This window comes from Amycolatopsis sp. NPDC048633 (assembly GCF_040650695.1).
In the GTDB taxonomy this organism is placed as follows: Bacteria; Actinomycetota; Actinomycetes; order Mycobacteriales; family Pseudonocardiaceae; genus Amycolatopsis.
The window spans coordinates 70,015-86,098 of sequence record NZ_JBEZHS010000040.1 but is presented as its reverse complement, the minus strand read 5'-3'; the positions used below and the strand labels follow the sequence as shown (position 1 = coordinate 86,098).

Below are 16,084 nucleotides of genomic sequence, written 5' to 3'. Positions count from 1 at the left end.
CGCCCCAATGTGGCCTTGGTTGCGCTCAACGCACCGAAGGGCCCCTTGGGTGCGTCTGACGCACCGAAGGCCACATTGGGGCGCTCGGTGCTGCAGACCGTGGTCGAGGTGATCGGGACGCGGACGGGTTATCCGGTGGAGATGATCGAGCCGGACCTCGATCTGGAAGCCGACCTGAGCATCGACTCGATCAAGCGCGCCGAGATCGCGGGTGAGCTGACGATCCGCTTGGGCGCCGGAGAAGTCGAGGAACTCGCCAAGGCCCGGACGGCGGCCGGGATCGCCGAGTTGCTGGGTACCGGAAGCGCCCAGCCTGCCGTCGCTGAGCCGACGACCGGGCCGCAGCCCGTGATCGTCGCGCCGAAGCGGTACCTCATGACCGAGGTCGACCTCGCTCCGGCCACGGCTCCCGACATCGCCGGCCGCCGGTTCCTCATCCTCGGAACCGGGACGCGCGCCGACGCCCTCCGCGCCGAGTTGGCCGGACACGGTGCCGAAGCCGAAATCGGCGACGACGTCCGGCCCGGCTTCGACGGCTACCTCCACCTCCCCGGTGGCGACTCCGTCCTGCCCGCCGCCTTCCCCGAGTACCAGGCCGCGCTCGCGGAACACCCCCGGTGGCTGCTCACCGCCGGACCGGCCGAAGGACTCCGCGGCTTCTACCGCAGCGTCGCCCGCGAGTACCCGGACACCCTCGCCCGGGTCGTCGAGCACGCCGACGCCGCGAGCCTCGTCGCCGAGTTGTCCACTGTGGACCGGGAGCCCGTCGTGATCCGGGACGGCCAAGCGAGGCGCGGCCTCGCACCCACCGAACAAGACCTCGGCCTCCTCGGCGCCAGCGGTGCGGGCCCGGCGGGCGACGGCGCCGCCGAAGCCGGGGCGATCGGCCTGGACCGTGACTCCGTCGTCCTGCTCGTCGGCGGGGCCAAGGGCATCACCGCCCGGTTCGCCACCACCCTCGCCGGGGCGACCCGCTGCCGCGTCGAACTTCTCGGCCGGACGCCAGTCCCCGCCACCGAGGACGAGTACCCGCAAGCGAAGGACGCCAAAGAGCTGCGTGCGGCTTTGATAAACGCCGGCCTGAAGAGCCCCGCGGAGATCGAGAAGACCGTCCGGCGGATCGAGGGCGAACGTGAGGTCCGGAAGACCCTCCGGCAGCTCGAAGCCCTCGGCAGCCCGGTGCGCTACCAGTCCGTCGACATGCTCGACGCCGAAGCCGTGCACCGCGCGGTCAAGGAGATCCACGCCGAGTACGGCCGCCTCGATGGCATCGTCTACGCGGCCGGCGTGATCGAGGACAAGCTCGTCGCCGACAAGACCCCGGAGTCCTTCGCCCGCGTCTACAACACCAAGGTGGACGGGGCCAGGACGCTCCTGGACGCGACCGCCGACCTGCCCGACGAGCCGACGTTCGTGGTGCTGTTCGGCAGCATCTCCGCGACGCTCGGCAACCGCGGCCAGTCGGACTACGCCGCCGCCAACGACGCCCTCGAAACGCTCGGGCGGCGGTGGCCCGCCGGGCGCGCGGTGACCGTCCACTGGGGACCGTGGGCGCCGACCGGCGACCACGACGGCATGGTGACGCCCGAGCTGATGCGCGAGTACGCGCGCCGCGGCATCGAGCTGATCGACCCGGAAGAAGGCACCCTCGGCCTGCTGCGCGAGCTGGCCTGGGGCCGCCCGGAGGTCTCGGCCGTCGTCCACACCGCCTCGGGGTGGTGACCGGGATGCGCGTGGCCATCGTCGGGATGTCGGTGCTGCTGCCCGGCGCCCCGGACCTCGCGGCGTACTGGCGCAACCTCGCCGGCGGCGTCGACGCGATCACCGAGGTGCCGCCGGAGAAGTGGGACGTCGCCCACTACGCGCCCGGCGAGCAGCGGCGGGCCGACCGCGTCTACTGCCGGCGCGGTGGCTTCGTCGACGAACTGGCCGAAGTGGACGTCACCGGCTTCGGGATCATGCCGAACTCGGTGCCCGCCACGGAACCCGACCAGCTGATCGCGCTGCGGGTCGCGGCGCAGGCCGTCGCGGACGCGGGCGGGCCCGACCGGCTGCCCGCGGATCGGGCCAAAGTCGGTGTGGTGCTCGGCCGCGGTGGTTACCTGACGCCCGGGCTGGTCCGGCTCGACCAGCGCGTCCGCACCGCGAGCCAGCTCGTCCGCACCCTCGGCGAGCTGCTGCCGGACCTCGACGAAACCCGGCTCGACGCCGTCCGGCAGGCCTTCACCGACCAGCTCGGCCCGGAGGCGCCGGAGTCCGCGATCGGGCTCGTGCCCAACCTGGCCGCCTCGCGGCTGGCCAACCGCCTCGACCTGCGCGGCCCGGCGTACACCGTGGACGCCGCGTGCGCGTCCTCGCTGATCGCCGTCGACCACGCCGTGCGGGAGCTCGCCTCGGGCCGGTGTGACGTCGTGCTCGCCGGCGGCGTCCACCACTGCCACGACATCACGTTCTGGAGCGTGTTCACCCAGCTCGGCGCGCTGTCGCCGAGCGAGCGCATCCGGCCGTTCCACCGCGACGCGGACGGCGTGCTGATCGGTGAGGGCACCGGCGTCGTCGTCCTCAAGCGCCTGGCCGACGCCGAGCGCGACGGCGACCGCGTCTACGCCGTGATCACCGGCACCGGCGTCGCTTCCGACGGCCGGACCGCGAGCCTGGCCAACCCGGACTCCGGCGGTCAGGTCCGCGCGGTGCGCCAGGCGTGGGCGGCCGCGGGCCTCGACCCGGCGGCCCGCGACTCGATCGGGCTCCTGGAGGCCCATGGCACCGCGACCCCGGCCGGTGACGCGGCCGAGCTCGAGACCTTGGCGGAGGTCTTCGGCAGCGAGGGCGCGGCGGTGCTCGGCTCGGTGAAGTCGATGATCGGGCACACGATGCCCGCCGCCGGGATCGCCGGCCTGGTCAAGGCGGCCCTGGCCGTGCACCACGGCGTCCTGCTGCCCACCCTGCACTGCGACGACCCGCACCCCGCGCTCGCGAAGACCCGGTTCTCCACTTTGGACACGGCTCGGCCGTGGGACGCCGACGTGCGCCGGGCCGGGGTCAACGCGTTCGGGTTCGGCGGGATCAACGCCCACGTCGTGCTGGAGCAGGCCCCGGGCCGGCAAGTGTCCGCAGCCGTCGTCCGGGAGCCGGAGCGGGTGCTGCGGCTCGCCGCGCGGACGGTCGACGAGCTGCGCGACCTGCTCGACCGCCCCGGGTCACGCGGGACCGGCGACGGTCCCGTCCGGCTCGGCGTCGTCGACCCGACGGAGAAGCGGCTGGCCCTGGCCCGCAAGGCAGTGGCCCGCGGCCGGGCCTGGCGCGGGCGCAACGACGTCTGGTTCGCCGACCGCCCGCTGCTCGGGCCGGGCGGCGGCAAGCTGGCCTTCGTCTTCCCCGGCCTGGAATCGGAACTGGCGCTCAACTGCGGTGACGTCGCCCGCCACTTCGGCCTGCCGTGGGGACACGCGGACGTCGAAGTCGGCGACGTCGGCCGCCAAGGCACGGCGGTGTTCGAACTCGGCCGCCTGCTCAACTCCGCGCTCGGCCGGCTGGGCGTCACTCCGGACGCCGTCGCCGGCCACAGCCTGGGGGAGTGGACGGCGATGGCCGTCGCCGGCCTGCACGCGGAAACCGAGGTCGACGCGTTCCTCGCCGGGTTCGACCCGGACGCGCTCGTCGTCCCCGGTCTCGCCTTCGCCGCGATCGGCGCGCCCGCGCCCCGCGTGGCCGAAGAGCTGGCCGGGCGCACGGACGTCGTGCTCTCCCACGACAACTCGCCCAACCAGGCCATGATCTGCGGACCGGCGGCGGCGGTCGACACGCTTGTGACGCGGTTCCGGGACGCCGGTGTCGTCGCCCAGGTGCTGCCGTTCAAGTCCGGGTTCCACACCCCGATGCTGCGGCCGTACCTGGACCCGATCCGGAAGGCGGCCGCCGGCTTCACCCTGCACCCGCCGACGCGGCCGATCTGGTCGGCGACCACGGTTTCGGAGTACCCCGCCGTCGAGGCGGACGTCCGCGAGCTGTTCGTGCGGCACCTGCTGGAACCGGTCCGGTTCCGGCCGCTCGTACGCGCGATGCACGCGGCCGGGTTCCGAGCGTTCGTGCAGGTCGGCGCGGGGCAGCTCGGCTCGCTGGTCGGCGACACCCTGCACGGCGAGGACCACCTGGTCGTGGCGGCGCACTCGCCGCACCGGCCCGGCCTCGCCCAGCTTCGCCGGGTCGCGACCGCGCTGTGGGCCGACGGCGCCGACATCGACTTCACGCGGCTGCCCGGCGATCGCCCGGCCCCGCACCGGGCCGTCAAGCTGGATCTCGGCGGCCACCTGATCTCGCTCGACGACGAGGTCCGTGCGCGGATCGCCCTCCCGGCCACGCGGACGTCCACTATGGACGACCTCGCCGGAAAAGGCCCGCTGGCGGCGGAGTTCGCCGCCCTGCTGGCCGACACCGCCGACCTCGCGTCCACTGTGCTCTCGAAGCCGGTCCGGCGCCGCCAGGAGCTCGCGCCGCCGAAGGACCTGGACACGACCCTGACCGTGTCGATCGACACCATGCCGTACCTCCTCGACCACTGCTTCTTCAAGCAGCCGCCCCAGGCCGAGCCCGGCGATCGCTGGCCGGTGGTCCCGGCCACCACGGTGATCGGCCACCTGATGGGCTTCGCCGAGCAGGCCGCGCCCGGCCGCCGGGCGGTCGCCGTGCACGACGTCCGGCTGACCCAGTGGATCACGGCGGTGCCGGCGGTCACCGTCGGCGTGCGCGTCCGGCCGCAGGGCCCCGATCGCGTGCTCGCGGCGCTCGACGGCTACTCGCAGGCCGTCGTCGAACTCGCCCCGGCCTACCCGGCCGACGCACCCGCTCCGTGGCAGTTCGAAGCGGAACAATCACCGGAGACCACGGCGGCGCAGCTGTACGACGACCGCTGGATGTTCCACGGCCCGCTCTTCCAGGGCGTCAGCGAGCTGACCGCGGTCGGCGAGCGGCACGTCCGGGCCGTGCTGACGACGCCCGCCGCGCCCGGGGCGCTGCTCGACAACGTCGGCCAGGTGCTCGGCTACTGGATCATGTCGCGGCTGACCGAGCGCACCACCGTCTTCCCGGTCGGCATGCGCGAGATCCGGTTCCACGGCCCGCACCCGGCACCGGGGGAGCGCCTGGAGTGCCTAGTCAAGATCACCGCGCTGACCGACGAGTTCCTCGACGCCGACATGCAGCTCGTCCACGACGGGCAGGTCTGGGCCGAGTTCACCGGCTGGCGCGACCGCCGCTTCGACAGCACCCCGCACATCCGCCAGGCCGACCGCACCCCCGAGCGCTCGACGCTGTCGCACGAACAGCCCGGCGGCTGGGCGCTGGTCCACGAGCAGTGGCCGGACCTGGCGACCCGCGAGCTGATCATGCGCAACTACCTTGCGGGCGCCGAACGCGACGCCTACGACCACCGGCCGCCGCGTGGCCGGCGCCAGTGGCTGCTCGGCCGGATCGCGGCCAAGGACGTCGTCCGCCAGTTCCTCTGGGCCGGCGGAGAGCCCGAGATGTACCCGGCCGAGCTGCGCATCGGCAACGACGCCGCGGGCCGTCCCCACGCGGCCGGCGCGTACGGCCGGGAGCTGCCGCCGCTGACAGTTTCGCTGGCCCACCGCGGTGAAGTCGGCGTGGCGATCGCCCGGCACGGCCGGTGCGGCATCGACGTCGAAGAGGTCGTCCCGCGCACGGAGTCCACTGTGGACGCCGCACTGGGCGCCGGTGAGCAGGCCCTGTTCGCCGGCCTGACCGGTGACCCGGAGCGCTGGTTCGCCCGGTTCTGGACCGCCAAGGAGGCCGTGGCGAAGCTGCTCGGCACGGGCCTGCGCGGCGAGCCCCGGGACTTCGAAGTGATCGCCGCGGCGCCGGACGCGCTGATCGTCCGTACCGCCGGAACCGAGTACGCCGTGCACTGCGCCGACGTCGACAGCCTTCCCGGCGCACCGCCGCGCCGCTACGTCGTCGCCTGGACCGAAGAGACGAAGGAGACCGCGGAATGAGCATCGAGACCACGGCTACGGACGAAGCGACCGTGCTCGCGCGGCTCAGCGAAATGCTTCAGGAGCTGCTCGAGGAGTACGGGCTCGACGACGCCGAGATCACCATGGACACGACGTTCCACGACGATCTCGAACTGGAGAGCGTGGACCTGGTGGCGTTGTCCGGGCAGCTGCGCGAGCACTACGGCGAGCGCGTCAACTTCGCGACGTTCATCGCCGAGCGCGACCTCGAGGAGATCATCGCGCTGACCGTCGGCGAGCTGGTCCGCTACATCGTCGCCTCGCTGCGGGCGACGGCGTGAGCAAGATCCGCGCGGGCGCGCTGGACGTGCACGTCCAGCGCCTGACCCCGGAGGTTCCGCTCGACGGGGACGCGCCGATCGTCGTCTGCGTCCACGGCCTGCTCACCGACAGCCTCGCCAGCTACTACTTCACCCTCGGCCCGGCGTTCGCCGAGCGCGGGCTCGACGTGCTGATGTACGACCTGCGCGGGCACGGCCGCACCACGCGTCCGCAGTCCGGGTACCACCTCGAGGAGTTCGTCGGCGACCTCGTCGCGGTCCTCGACGCGACGGGGGTCACGCGGCCGGTGCACGTCGTCGGCAACTCGTTCGGCGCGTCGGTGGCGTTCGGGCTGGCGGCCGCCCGGCCGGACCGGGTGGCCAGCGTCGTCGTGATCGAAGGCGAACCGCCGACCGACGAATGGACGCGGCACATGGCCGACGGGCTCGCCGACGCGAAGACCCGGCTGGCGATCGACGAGGTGATCGGCTGGATCGCCGACAACCACGGCGCGCACACCGCGCGGCTGTCGAAGGCGGCGAACAAGATCCTCCAGACCACCACGATCGCCGAGGACATCCCGCGCAGCGCGACGATCGCCGCCGACCTCTCGGCCGTGCGCTGCCCGGTGTTCGCGATCTTCGGCGGCGATTCCGGGCTGGCCGCGCAGGTGCCGCACTTCGAGTCGCACCTGGATCGCTGCCGCTGCGTCGTGCTGCCCGACCAGGGCCACTCGGTGCTGGTCGAGCGGACCGCCGAGACGATCGACCTGATCTTCGACTGGGTCCGCGACACCTCGCGCGTCCCGGTGCGGGCGCGGTAGTGGCCCGCTTTCTGTTCGTCGTCCCGCCGCTGGTCGGGCACATCAACCCGGCCGCCGGCGTCGCGGCCGAACTCGCCGCGCGCGGGCACGAGGTCGCCTGGGCCGGGCACGAGGAGCTGCTGTGGCAGCTGGCCGGTCCGGACGCGCTCGTCTTCTCCTGCGGTGTCCCGGCCGATGCCCCTGCCCGCCCGGCCGGGCTCAAGGGACCGGCCGCGCTGCGGTTCCTCTGGGAGGACTTCCTCGTCCCGCTGGCCGACGCGATGGCCCCCGGCGTGGGCGCGGCGATCGACGCATTCGCGCCGCACGTGGTGGTCGCCGACCAGCAGGCCCTGGCCGGCGGGCTGCTGGCCGAGGCCCGCGGCCTGCCGTGGGTCACCTCGGCGACGACGTCGGCCGAGCTGGTCGACCCCCTTGCCGGCATGCCGAAGGTCGCCGACTGGGTGCACACCCTCGTCGACGACCTGCGGGCGCGGATCGCCGGCGGCCGCGGCGCGGCGGACCCGCGGTTCTCACCGCACGGCGTCCTGGCGTTCACCACCCGCGAGCTGCTGGGCGCGGCCCCGCTCCCGCCGCGCGTAAGGCTCGTCGGGCCGTCGCTGGGCTCGCGTCCGTCCACGACGGACTTCCCGTGGGAGTGGCTCGACCCGCTCCGCCCGACGGTGCTGGTTTCCTTGGGCACGGCCAACACCGAAGCGGGTGCGAGCTTCCTCGCGACCGCGGCGGAGGCGTTCGCCGGGATGGCCGCGCGAGCCGTCGTCGTCGACCCCGGCGAGGTCCTGGGGCCGGTGCCGCCGAACGTCCTGGTGCGCCCGCAGGTCCCGCAGCTGCCGCTGCTCCCGCGGATCGACGCGGTGCTGTGCCACGCGGGGCACAACACGGTGTGCGAAGCGCTGTGGCACGGCGTACCGCTGGTGGTGGCCCCGATCCGTGACGACCAGCCGATCGTGGCCGCCCAGGTGGTGGCCGCGGGCGCGGGCCTCCGGCTGCGCTTCGGGCGCGCCGGCGCGGACCGGATCGCCGCGGCCGTCGAGGAGGTGCTCACCGAGCCGTCGTACCGGCGAGCCGCGGAGACCGTGGCGGCGTCGTTCCACGCGGCGGGCGGAAGTGCCGCCGCGGCGGGCCATTTGGAACAGCTCGCGCTTGAAAGCCTGGCTCATTTAAAGCCGTGAAAGTCGTGATTTACTTCGATTAATCACCCCGTTACGGTTCCAGGTATGACTGTTTCCGTCGGTGTCACCGATGAAGTTCCGGAACTCGTGAAGTCAGCAGAAGCATTGTTCGCCGAGGACGCGGGGACCCACGACCCGCGCATGGATCTCGGCTGGCCGGCCCGGGAGGGTGCGGCCTACTACCAAGACCTCGTCGAGGACGAGAACGCCCTCTGCCTGCTGGCCCGCTCGGACGGTGGGGTGGCGGGGCACCTGATCGGGCGGCTGCTGCCGGTCAGCTCCCTGCGCCCCGGCGCGGTGCGGGCGGCCCTGGAAAGCATGCGGGTCGCCGCCGAGCGGCGTCGCGAAGGGGTGGGGGAGGCGCTCGTGTCCGCGTTCGTGTCCTGGGCCGGGGAACGCGGCGCGAACGAACTGGTCGTGCAGGCGTACGCGCACAACGAGGGTGGGCTCGCGTTCTACCGCGCGCAGGGGTTCGAGCCGTTCGAGGTCAGGCTGGCCCGGACGGTGTGAGTGGTGCGGTCCGGACCTTTCCGGGGTCACACTGGGGTGCATGGGAATCCTGGACGGCCGGGCCGTGGTCATCACCGGTGCCGGACGCGGACTGGGCCGGGCCTTCGCGCGGCACGCGGCCGGCGCCGGTGCCGTGGTCGTCGTCAACGACGTCGACGCGGAACCGGCGCTCGAGACCGTCGCCGCGATCGAAGCGGACGGCGGAACCGCGGTCGTGAGCGTCGGTTCGGTGGCCGACGCGGACTACGCCCGTGAACTGATCGCGTTGTGCCGCAACCGGTTCGGCAAGCTCGACGGCCTCGTGAACAACGCCGCGATCGGGTACCACGCGCGGCCGTGGGAGGACGACGACGCCGAGCGCACCCGCGCCCTGGTCGAGACGAACGTCCTCGGCCCGTTCCACTGCGGCACGGCGGCCGCCAAGGTGATGGTCGCCCAGGGCGGCGGTGTCCTCGTCAACGTGACCTCCGGCTCGATGATCGGGCAGCGCGGGGCCGCCGCCTACTCGGCGTCGAAGGGCGCGGTGGCGTCGATGACGTATTCCTGGGCGGCCGACCTGGCGCGGCACGGGGTGCGCGTCAACGCCGTGAGCCCGATCGCCTGGACCCGGCTGATGGCCGCCGACCCGAACGGGAACCCGGATGCCTACCCGCCGGAGCGGGTGGCGCCGCTCGTGACCTACCTCCTCAGCGACCTCTCCGCCGGCGTCACCGGGCAGGTGCTGCGGCTCGCGGACGGGCACCTGCACGCCGTCCGCCAGCCCGCGATCATCCGGCCGGTCCTGCACCAGGAGGTCTGGACGCCCGAGGAGATCGCCGCGGCCGTCGACGGCGAGCTCGTCCTCGAATCGCCACCGCGGGACCGCTGGACCCTTTGACCGGCAAGGACCACCGGAACGGGTGGCTATCCACAGTGGACGGCGCGCACTAGCCTCGGAGGCCGAGCGAGGAGGGTGCGGAGATGACGGCCACCGCGGAGGTCAGCCACGAGCCGGGGCCCGCACCGTTGAGCAAGGCGCGGGTCAACGCCGTGTTCGGCGCGGTGCTGCTCGGGATGCTGCTGGCCGCGCTGGACCAGACCATCGTCGGCACCGCGCTGCCCACCATCGTCGGCGACCTCGGCGGCGCCGGGCACCTGTCCTGGGTGGTCACGTCCTACCTGCTGGCCGAGACGATCATGACCGTCGTCGTCGGCAAGCTCGGCGACCTGTTCGGCCGCAAGCTGATGTTCCAGCTGTCGGTGGTCGTGTTCGGCATCGGCTCGTTCTGCGCCGGGTTCGCCGACAGCATGGTCTGGCTGATCGTCTGGCGTGCGGTGCAGGGCCTGGGCGGCGGCGGGCTGATGGTCACCTCGACCGCACTGATCGCCGACGTCGTCCCGCTGCGCGAACGCGGCAAGTACCAGGGTGTGCTCGGCTCGGTGTTCGGCGTGGTGACCGTGGCCGGCCCGATGCTCGGCGGGTTCTTCGTCGACCACCTGTCGTGGCGCTGGGCGTTCTACGTCAACATCCCGCTGGTCGTCGTCGTGCTGATCGTCGCGTCCGCGGCGATGCCGAGCGTGCGCGCCGCGGTCAAGCCGGTGATCGACTACCTCGGCATCCTGCTCATCGGCCTCGCCGCGACCGGGCTGACGCTGGTCACGAGCTGGGGCGGCACGCAGTACGCGTGGGGCTCGCCGACGATCATCGGGATGGCGATCGGCTCGGTGGTGCTGCTCGCGGCGTTCGTCTTCGTGGAACTCAGAGCCAAGGAACCGATGCTGCCGATGCGGCTGTTCCGGAACCCGGTGTTCACGGTCGCCGGGATCATGAGCTTCGTCGTCGGCTTCGCGATGCTCGGCGCGCTCTCCTACCTGCCGACGTACATGCAGTACGTGCAGGGCACCTCGGCGACGACGTCCGGGGTGCGGCTGCTGCCGATGGTGCTCGCGCTGCTCGTCGCGTCGATCGCCGCGGGCAACGCCGTGAGCCGCACGGGGCGGTACAAGATCTTCCCGCTGGCCGGCGCGGCCGGCATGACGATCGGCCTCTACCTGCTGTCGCGGCTCGACACCGACACCGGGTTCTGGGAGGCGTCGGCGTACATGGCCGTGCTCGGGCTCGGGATCGGGCTCGGCATGCAGGTGCTGACCATCGCGGTGCAGAACACCGTCGACTACGCCGACCTCGGCGTCGCCACCTCGGGTGTGACGTTCCTGCGGTCGATCGGCAGCTCGTTCGGCGCGGCGATCTTCGGCACGGTGTACGCCAACCAGCTGACGCCGAACCTGGCGTCGGCGGTGGCGTCCTTGCCGCCGGGCGTAGATCCTCGGGCGCTGCAGGTGCCCACCGCGTTGCACGCGCTGCCGGACGCCGTGTCCGCGCCGGTGATCAAGGCCTACAGCGACTCCCTGCACGTCGTGTTCCTCGCCGCGGCGCCGGTCGGGCTGGTGGCGTTCGCGCTGGCGTTCTTCCTGAAGGAGGTCCCGCTGCGCGACACGGCGCGCGCGGCGGCCCCGGACCTCGGCGACGGCTTCGCGATGCCGGAAGCCCGCACCGACGACCGCGAGCTCGAACGCGCGGTCGCGACGCTGTTCTTCCGCGAGCGCCGCAAGGTGGCCCCGGCGATCGTCGAGCGGGCCGGGTCGGAGCTCGACGAGGGCGGGATCTGGTGCCTGCTGCAGGTCCACCTGCGGGAACGCCGCGGCGAGCCGGCGACGCTCAAGGCGATCGGGGAGTACTTCGCCGTACCGGCGCCGGTGCTCGAACCCGCGTTCAGCCTGCTGGAGCTGACCGGCCACCTGCGCTACGGCAGCGGCCGCTGGGAGCTGACGGAGCTCGGCCACGAGGAGTTCGCCAAGGTGGTCCGCGCCTGGCACGACTGGCTGGCATCGCGGCTCGGCGACTGGGGCACAGGCGACCGCGCCGAACTGGACGCGGCGATCGGCCGGGTAGCGGCCCGGCTGCTGGACCAGAGCGTGGAGTCGCGTTCGTACGGACGGCACGCCTTGGCTTGACCGGTGGGGCGCGCCGCATCGGCGGCGGGCCGGCGCTCGCGGGGTGCGGCGGCGCGTCCCGCGGCGGCGGCGAGCCGGGTCAGCGGCGCCAGAAGTCGTGCGGTGTGTGGCCCGGGCGGAATCCGCAGCCCTCGACCATGGCCGCCGCCTCCGCGAACCCGTGGCCGACCAGGCCCGGCTCGTGGGCGTCGCTGCCGAACGCCACCGCCTCTCCGCCCACCTCGAACCACCAGCGCACCACCTCGCCCGGCAACGGCACCTTCGTGTTGACCTCCAGCGCCCGCCCGCTCGTCGCCAGAGCGCGCAGCACCGTCCGGAACTCCTCCTCGAAGTCCTCCGCGACGAACGGCGGTCCCTCGCCCGGCCACGAGCGCAGCGCGTAGTCGATGTGCGCCAGCACCGCGAACTCGGCCGTCGACTCGACCAGGCCGAGCACTTCGGCCAGGTACGCCCGCAGCAGGTCGCCGGGCGGCCGGCCGGTGATCACGGTGAGCTCGTGGTGGTGCCCGTCGCCCGGCAGGGAGTGCACCGAGCCCAGCACCCGGTCGAAGTCGTGGGCCGCGAGCAGCGCGTCGGCCCGCGGGCGGTGCCAGTGCGGCTCGCTCAGCTCCACCCCCGAAAGGATCCGCAGCGACGGAAACCGTGAACGGCACTCCTCGACGCACGCCAGGTACCCCGCGACGTCCAGGTCCGGCGGCTCGAGGACGCCGTCCGGCCGCAGCCGCACCCGGAAGTGGCCGGGCAGCTGCGGCCGGATCGGCTCCGGGATCAGCCACGGCGTCAGGTCCGCGTGCTCGGTGAAGGCCACCGACGGCAGCCCCAGCTCCAGCGCGCGCTCGCACGACCCGATCATCGACCCGGTGACGGTGTCCCACGACCATTCGGTGTGGACGTGTCCGTCCGGCGGCAGGCTCATGATCCCCACCGTATCGCCGGTTTTGGGCTAGCGTCTGAGCCATGGCGCAGAAGTCGGCGGCGGTGGAGCTCGAAGTCGGCCCGCACACGGTGCGGATCTCGAACCCGGACCGGGTGTACTTCCCGGCCCGCGGCGAGACGAAGCTCGACCTGGTCAATTACTACCTCTCGGTGGGCGACGGCATCGTCAACGCGCTGCGCGAGCGGCCGTGCATGCTGCACCGCTTCCCGTCCGGCGTGGCGGGGGAGAAGGTCCACCAGAAGCGCGTCCCGAACGGCGCGCCGCCGTGGCTGGAGACCGTCCGGGTGACCTTCCCGCGCTACAACCGGCACGCCGACGAGCTGTGCGTCACCGAACTGGCCCACGTCGCCTGGGCGGTGCAGATGTCCACAGTGGAGTTCCACCCGTGGAACTCACGCCGCGCCGATACCGAAAAGCCGGACGAGTGGCGCATCGACCTCGACCCGATGCCCGACTGCGGCTTCGACCGCGTCCGCCGGGTCGCGCACATCGCGCACGAGGTCCTCGACGAGCTCGGCGCGGTCGGCTGGCCCAAGACCTCCGGCGGCCGTGGCCTGCACGTCTACGTCCGCATCGAACCCCGCTGGAGCTTCACCGACGTGCGCCGGGCGGCGCTGGCCTTCGCCCGCGAAGTCGAGCGTCGCGCCCCGGACGACGTCACGACGACCTGGTGGCGCAAGGACCGCGACCCGCGCGCCCTCTTCGTCGACTACAACCAGAACGCCCGCGACCACACGATCGCCAGTGCGTACTCGGTCCGCGGCAACCCGGAAGGCACGGTGTCGACGCCGATCCGCTGGGACGAGGTCGACGACGCCGAGCCCGGCGACTTCACCATCGCCACCGTCCCGGCCCGCTTCGCCGAGCTGGGCGACCTCCACGCGGGCATCGACGACGCCGTTTTTTCCCTGGAGCCGCTGCTGGAGTGGGCCGACCGCGACGGCGAGGAGCTCCCGGAGCCCGACTGACGTATTTTCCGGGCGGGCTCGCGGCTCTGCCCGGGGTGAAGATCGTGCTGTCCGGTTTGGATTCGGCCGCGTGGAGCCTGGTGGCGTTGCAGGTGATCCTCGAACGCGAAGGCCACGTCGTGTGCGTGACTGCCGACGTGCTCGGGGCCTGCCGCCGGGCCCGGCCGGACTGCTTGGTGCTGTCCACCGCGCTCGGCGATCCGGGTGTGGACGTGCTCCGCCGCGTGCGCGCCGACCCGGGGCTGGCCGGGTTGCCCGTGGTGATGGGCGGCCGCCTGCGGAACGACCGCGCGGAACTGCTCGCCCTCGGCTACGACGATGCGTTCCCGGTCGCCGCCACGGATCCCGGGGGAGCCGTGGCGGCGTTGCGGGCCTATCTTGCGCGTCAGTCCAGGCGCTCGATGATCGTCGCGTTGGCGAGGCCGCCCGCCTCGCACATCGTCTGCAGGCCGTAGCGCCCGCCGGTCTGCTCCAGCACCGACAGCAGCGTGGTCGCCAGGCGCGCGCCGCTGCCGCCGAGCGGGTGCCCGAGCGCGATCGCGCCGCCGTTCACGTTGACCTTCGCCAGGTCGGCGCCGATCTCGGCCTGCCAGGCGAGCACGACGCTCGCGAACGCCTCGTTGACCTCGAAGGCGTCGATGTCCGACACGTCCAGCCCGGCGCGAGCGAGGACCTTGCGGGTGGCCGGGATGACGCCGGTCAGCATGTACAGCGGGTCGTCGCCGGCGACGGCGAAGCTGTGGATCCGGGCGCGTGGCCGCAAGCCGAGTGCCTTCGCCGTCTCCGAGCTGGTGAGCAGCAGGCCCGCGGCGCCGTCGTTGATCGGCGAGGAGTTGCCCGCGGTGACGTGCCAGCCGAGGCCGGGGAACCGCTGCTCCCAGACGTCGGCGCGGAACGCGGGCTTCAGCCCGGCGAGGATCTCCGGCGTGGTGCCCGGCCGGACCGTCTCGTCGGTCGTGACGTCGACGAGCACGCCGTCGGGGCCGGGCGCCTTCAGCGGCGCGACCTCGCCGGCGAACTTCCCGTCGGCCCACGCCTTCGCGGCCCGCTGGTGGCTTTCGGCGGAGAACTCGTCCAGCTGCGCGCGGCTGAAGCCCCACTTCGCGGCGATCAGCTCCGCGCTGATGCCCTGCGGGACCAGGCCGTCCGGGTAGCGGGCGGCGACCTGCGGGCCGAACGGGTCGCGCCCGGCCGCCTGGCTGCCCATCGGCACCCGGCTCATCGACTCGACCCCGGAGGCGATCACGACGTCGTACGCGCCGGCGATGATGCCCTGCGCGGCGAAGTGGACGGCCTGCTGGCTGCTGCCGCACTGCCGGTCGACGGTCACGGCCGGTACTGATTCGGGCAGGCCCGCGGCCAGCGCGGCCCAGCGGGCGGTGTTCATGCTCTGCTCGCCGACCTGGCCGACCGCGCCGCTGATCACGTCGTCGATCCGGGCCGGGTCGACGCCGGTGCGCTCGACGAGCGAGCGGAGCGCGTGGGCGTGCAGGTCGACCGGGTGCACCCCGGCCAGGGTTCCGTTCGGCTTGCCCTTGCCGATGGGGGTCCGTACCGCGTCGACGATCACCGCGTCCGTCATGGCGTCTGCCTCCTCGCAGATCGGGGATCCCTTCGGTATACGCCGGGTGAGTTGGATTCCACAACTTACATGTTCGCCAGGTCACATGGGGATTGACGTGCTAGGTTGGATTTTCAACCCCATGGGAGGTGGCATGGTCCGGCGTGGTCGGGAGTGCTCGGTCGCCGAGGCCCTGGAGGTCGTCGGCGAACGCTGGAGCCTGCTCGCGCTGCGCGAGATCATGCTGGGGGAGCGGCGCTTCAACCAGATCGCCGAGAACACCGGCGCCAGCCGCGACATCCTGGCCGCGCGGCTGCGCAAGCTCGTCGACGCGGGCGTGCTCGAGAAGGTCCAGTACGAGGCCCACCCGCCCCGCCACGAGTACTACCCGACCGAAGCCGGCCGTGCGCTGCAGCCGATCCTGCTTGGCCTGATGGCCTGGGGCGACCGGTACGTCCACCAGGGCGAACCGCCCACGCTGTGGCGCCACGCGTGCGGCGAGGTGCTGGAACCGGCGACGGTCTGCGCGCACTGCGGCGACCCGGTCAACGCCCCGGGCACCCACGCGATCCGGCTGGGTGCCGTCCACTCCTGAACCCGTCTTCGAAAAGACCTCCTCGCATCCCCCGCGAGGAGGTCTTTTCGTCGGTTGGGCGTTGACTTGAGACCCCGGTCACTGTAACTCTTGAACGAATCAGTGCAAGAACCTGACAACAGCGCGAGAAATTTCGGCAGACGTCAGGAAGATCCCGCCCAGCTCCTCGACGAAGAGGTGCCCATGACGGCTGTTCCGTGCTGCCCACGCGCGCCCCCGGGACCGGGTCCGCGC

Annotated in this window: 13 protein-coding genes; 11 read left to right on the top strand and 2 right to left on the bottom strand. The window is 72.7% G+C overall.

Going from position 1 to position 16,084, the window contains the following annotated elements; translation table 11 throughout:
- The 8 genes from AB0C38_RS42570 to AB0C38_RS42535 all read left to right on the top strand — a co-directional run.
- Window positions 1-1,722, top strand: a 1,722-nt coding sequence (locus tag AB0C38_RS42570; protein WP_360684783.1) for an SDR family NAD(P)-dependent oxidoreductase, incomplete at its 5' end; no start/stop codon positions are given.
- Between the two features lie 5 nt (window positions 1,723-1,727).
- The gene (locus tag AB0C38_RS42565; protein ID WP_360684780.1) at window positions 1,728-6,011 is read left to right on the top strand and encodes a beta-ketoacyl synthase N-terminal-like domain-containing protein; all 4,284 of its coding nucleotides are present in this window, start codon (window positions 1,728-1,730) and stop codon (window positions 6,009-6,011) included.
- On the top strand, window positions 6,008-6,313 hold the full coding sequence (locus AB0C38_RS42560; protein WP_360684777.1) for a phosphopantetheine-binding protein: 306 nt from the start codon (window positions 6,008-6,010) through the stop codon (window positions 6,311-6,313). Before AB0C38_RS42565 ends, AB0C38_RS42560 begins: the two co-directional genes overlap by 4 nt.
- Window positions 6,310-7,116 (top strand): alpha/beta hydrolase, encoded by an 807-nt coding sequence (locus AB0C38_RS42555; protein ID WP_360684774.1) that lies wholly within the window; start codon window positions 6,310-6,312, stop codon window positions 7,114-7,116. Before AB0C38_RS42560 ends, AB0C38_RS42555 begins: the two co-directional genes overlap by 4 nt.
- Window positions 7,116-8,285 carry a glycosyltransferase gene (locus AB0C38_RS42550; RefSeq protein ID WP_360684771.1) on the top strand — a complete coding sequence of 390 codons (1,170 nt, stop codon included), beginning with the start codon at window positions 7,116-7,118 and terminating at the stop codon, window positions 8,283-8,285. The genes AB0C38_RS42555 and AB0C38_RS42550 overlap by 1 nt, the downstream gene beginning before the upstream one ends.
- A gap of 45 nt (window positions 8,286-8,330) precedes the next feature.
- On the top strand, window positions 8,331-8,795 hold the full coding sequence (locus tag AB0C38_RS42545; protein WP_360684768.1) for a GNAT family N-acetyltransferase: 465 nt from the start codon (window positions 8,331-8,333) through the stop codon (window positions 8,793-8,795).
- Window positions 8,796-8,835: 40 nt separating this feature from the next.
- Window positions 8,836-9,672: an SDR family oxidoreductase gene (locus AB0C38_RS42540; protein WP_360684765.1), complete on the top strand. Its 837-nt coding sequence runs from the start codon at window positions 8,836-8,838 to the stop codon at window positions 9,670-9,672.
- Between the two features lie 83 nt (window positions 9,673-9,755).
- Window positions 9,756-11,789, top strand: a complete 2,034-nt coding sequence (locus AB0C38_RS42535) for an MDR family MFS transporter (protein ID WP_360684762.1) — start codon at window positions 9,756-9,758, stop codon at window positions 11,787-11,789.
- Between the two features lie 79 nt (window positions 11,790-11,868).
- On the opposite strand, the gene AB0C38_RS42530 is transcribed toward AB0C38_RS42535, so the two are convergent.
- Complete coding sequence (locus AB0C38_RS42530; protein ID WP_360684759.1) at window positions 11,869-12,705, bottom strand: PHP domain-containing protein; 837 nt, start codon at window positions 12,703-12,705, stop codon at window positions 11,869-11,871.
- Between the two features lie 41 nt (window positions 12,706-12,746).
- Here AB0C38_RS42530 and ligD point away from each other — a divergent pair, with 41 nt between their 5' ends.
- Together ligD and AB0C38_RS42520 are read left to right on the top strand one after the other, a co-directional pair.
- Window positions 12,747-13,694, top strand: a complete 948-nt coding sequence (gene ligD, locus AB0C38_RS42525; protein WP_360684756.1) for a non-homologous end-joining DNA ligase — start codon at window positions 12,747-12,749, stop codon at window positions 13,692-13,694.
- A 35-nt stretch (window positions 13,695-13,729) separates the two neighbouring features.
- On the top strand, window positions 13,730-14,149 hold the full coding sequence (locus AB0C38_RS42520) for a hypothetical protein (protein WP_360684753.1): 420 nt from the start codon (window positions 13,730-13,732) through the stop codon (window positions 14,147-14,149).
- Here AB0C38_RS42520 and AB0C38_RS42515 read toward each other — a convergent pair.
- Window positions 14,080-15,276 (bottom strand): thiolase family protein, encoded by a 1,197-nt coding sequence (locus tag AB0C38_RS42515; protein ID WP_360684750.1) that lies wholly within the window; start codon window positions 15,274-15,276, stop codon window positions 14,080-14,082. The two genes, AB0C38_RS42520 and AB0C38_RS42515, sit on opposite strands and share 70 nt — an antisense overlap.
- Window positions 15,277-15,409: 133 nt before the next feature.
- Between AB0C38_RS42515 and AB0C38_RS42510 the strand changes: the two genes are divergently transcribed.
- The gene (locus tag AB0C38_RS42510) at window positions 15,410-15,850 is read left to right on the top strand and encodes a helix-turn-helix domain-containing protein (RefSeq protein ID WP_360684747.1); all 441 of its coding nucleotides are present in this window, start codon (window positions 15,410-15,412) and stop codon (window positions 15,848-15,850) included.
- Window positions 15,851-16,084 lie beyond the last annotated feature (234 nt).

Coding starts and splice junctions, on each gene's coding strand:
- AB0C38_RS42565 (WP_360684780.1), top strand. CDS start 1,728: ATGCGCGTGGCCATCGTCGGGATGTCGGTGCTGCTGCCCGGCGCCCCG.
- AB0C38_RS42560 (WP_360684777.1), top strand. CDS start 6,008: ATGAGCATCGAGACCACGGCTACGGACGAAGCGACCGTGCTCGCGCGG.
- AB0C38_RS42545 (WP_360684768.1), top strand. CDS start 8,331: ATGACTGTTTCCGTCGGTGTCACCGATGAAGTTCCGGAACTCGTGAAG.
- AB0C38_RS42540 (WP_360684765.1), top strand. CDS start 8,836: ATGGGAATCCTGGACGGCCGGGCCGTGGTCATCACCGGTGCCGGACGC.
- AB0C38_RS42535 (WP_360684762.1), top strand. CDS start 9,756: ATGACGGCCACCGCGGAGGTCAGCCACGAGCCGGGGCCCGCACCGTTG.
- AB0C38_RS42530 (WP_360684759.1), bottom strand. CDS start 12,705: ATGAGCCTGCCGCCGGACGGACACGTCCACACCGAATGGTCGTGGGAC.
- ligD (WP_360684756.1), top strand. CDS start 12,747: ATGGCGCAGAAGTCGGCGGCGGTGGAGCTCGAAGTCGGCCCGCACACG.
- AB0C38_RS42515 (WP_360684750.1), bottom strand. CDS start 15,276: ATGACGGACGCGGTGATCGTCGACGCGGTACGGACCCCCATCGGCAAG.
- AB0C38_RS42510 (WP_360684747.1), top strand. CDS start 15,410: ATGGTCCGGCGTGGTCGGGAGTGCTCGGTCGCCGAGGCCCTGGAGGTC.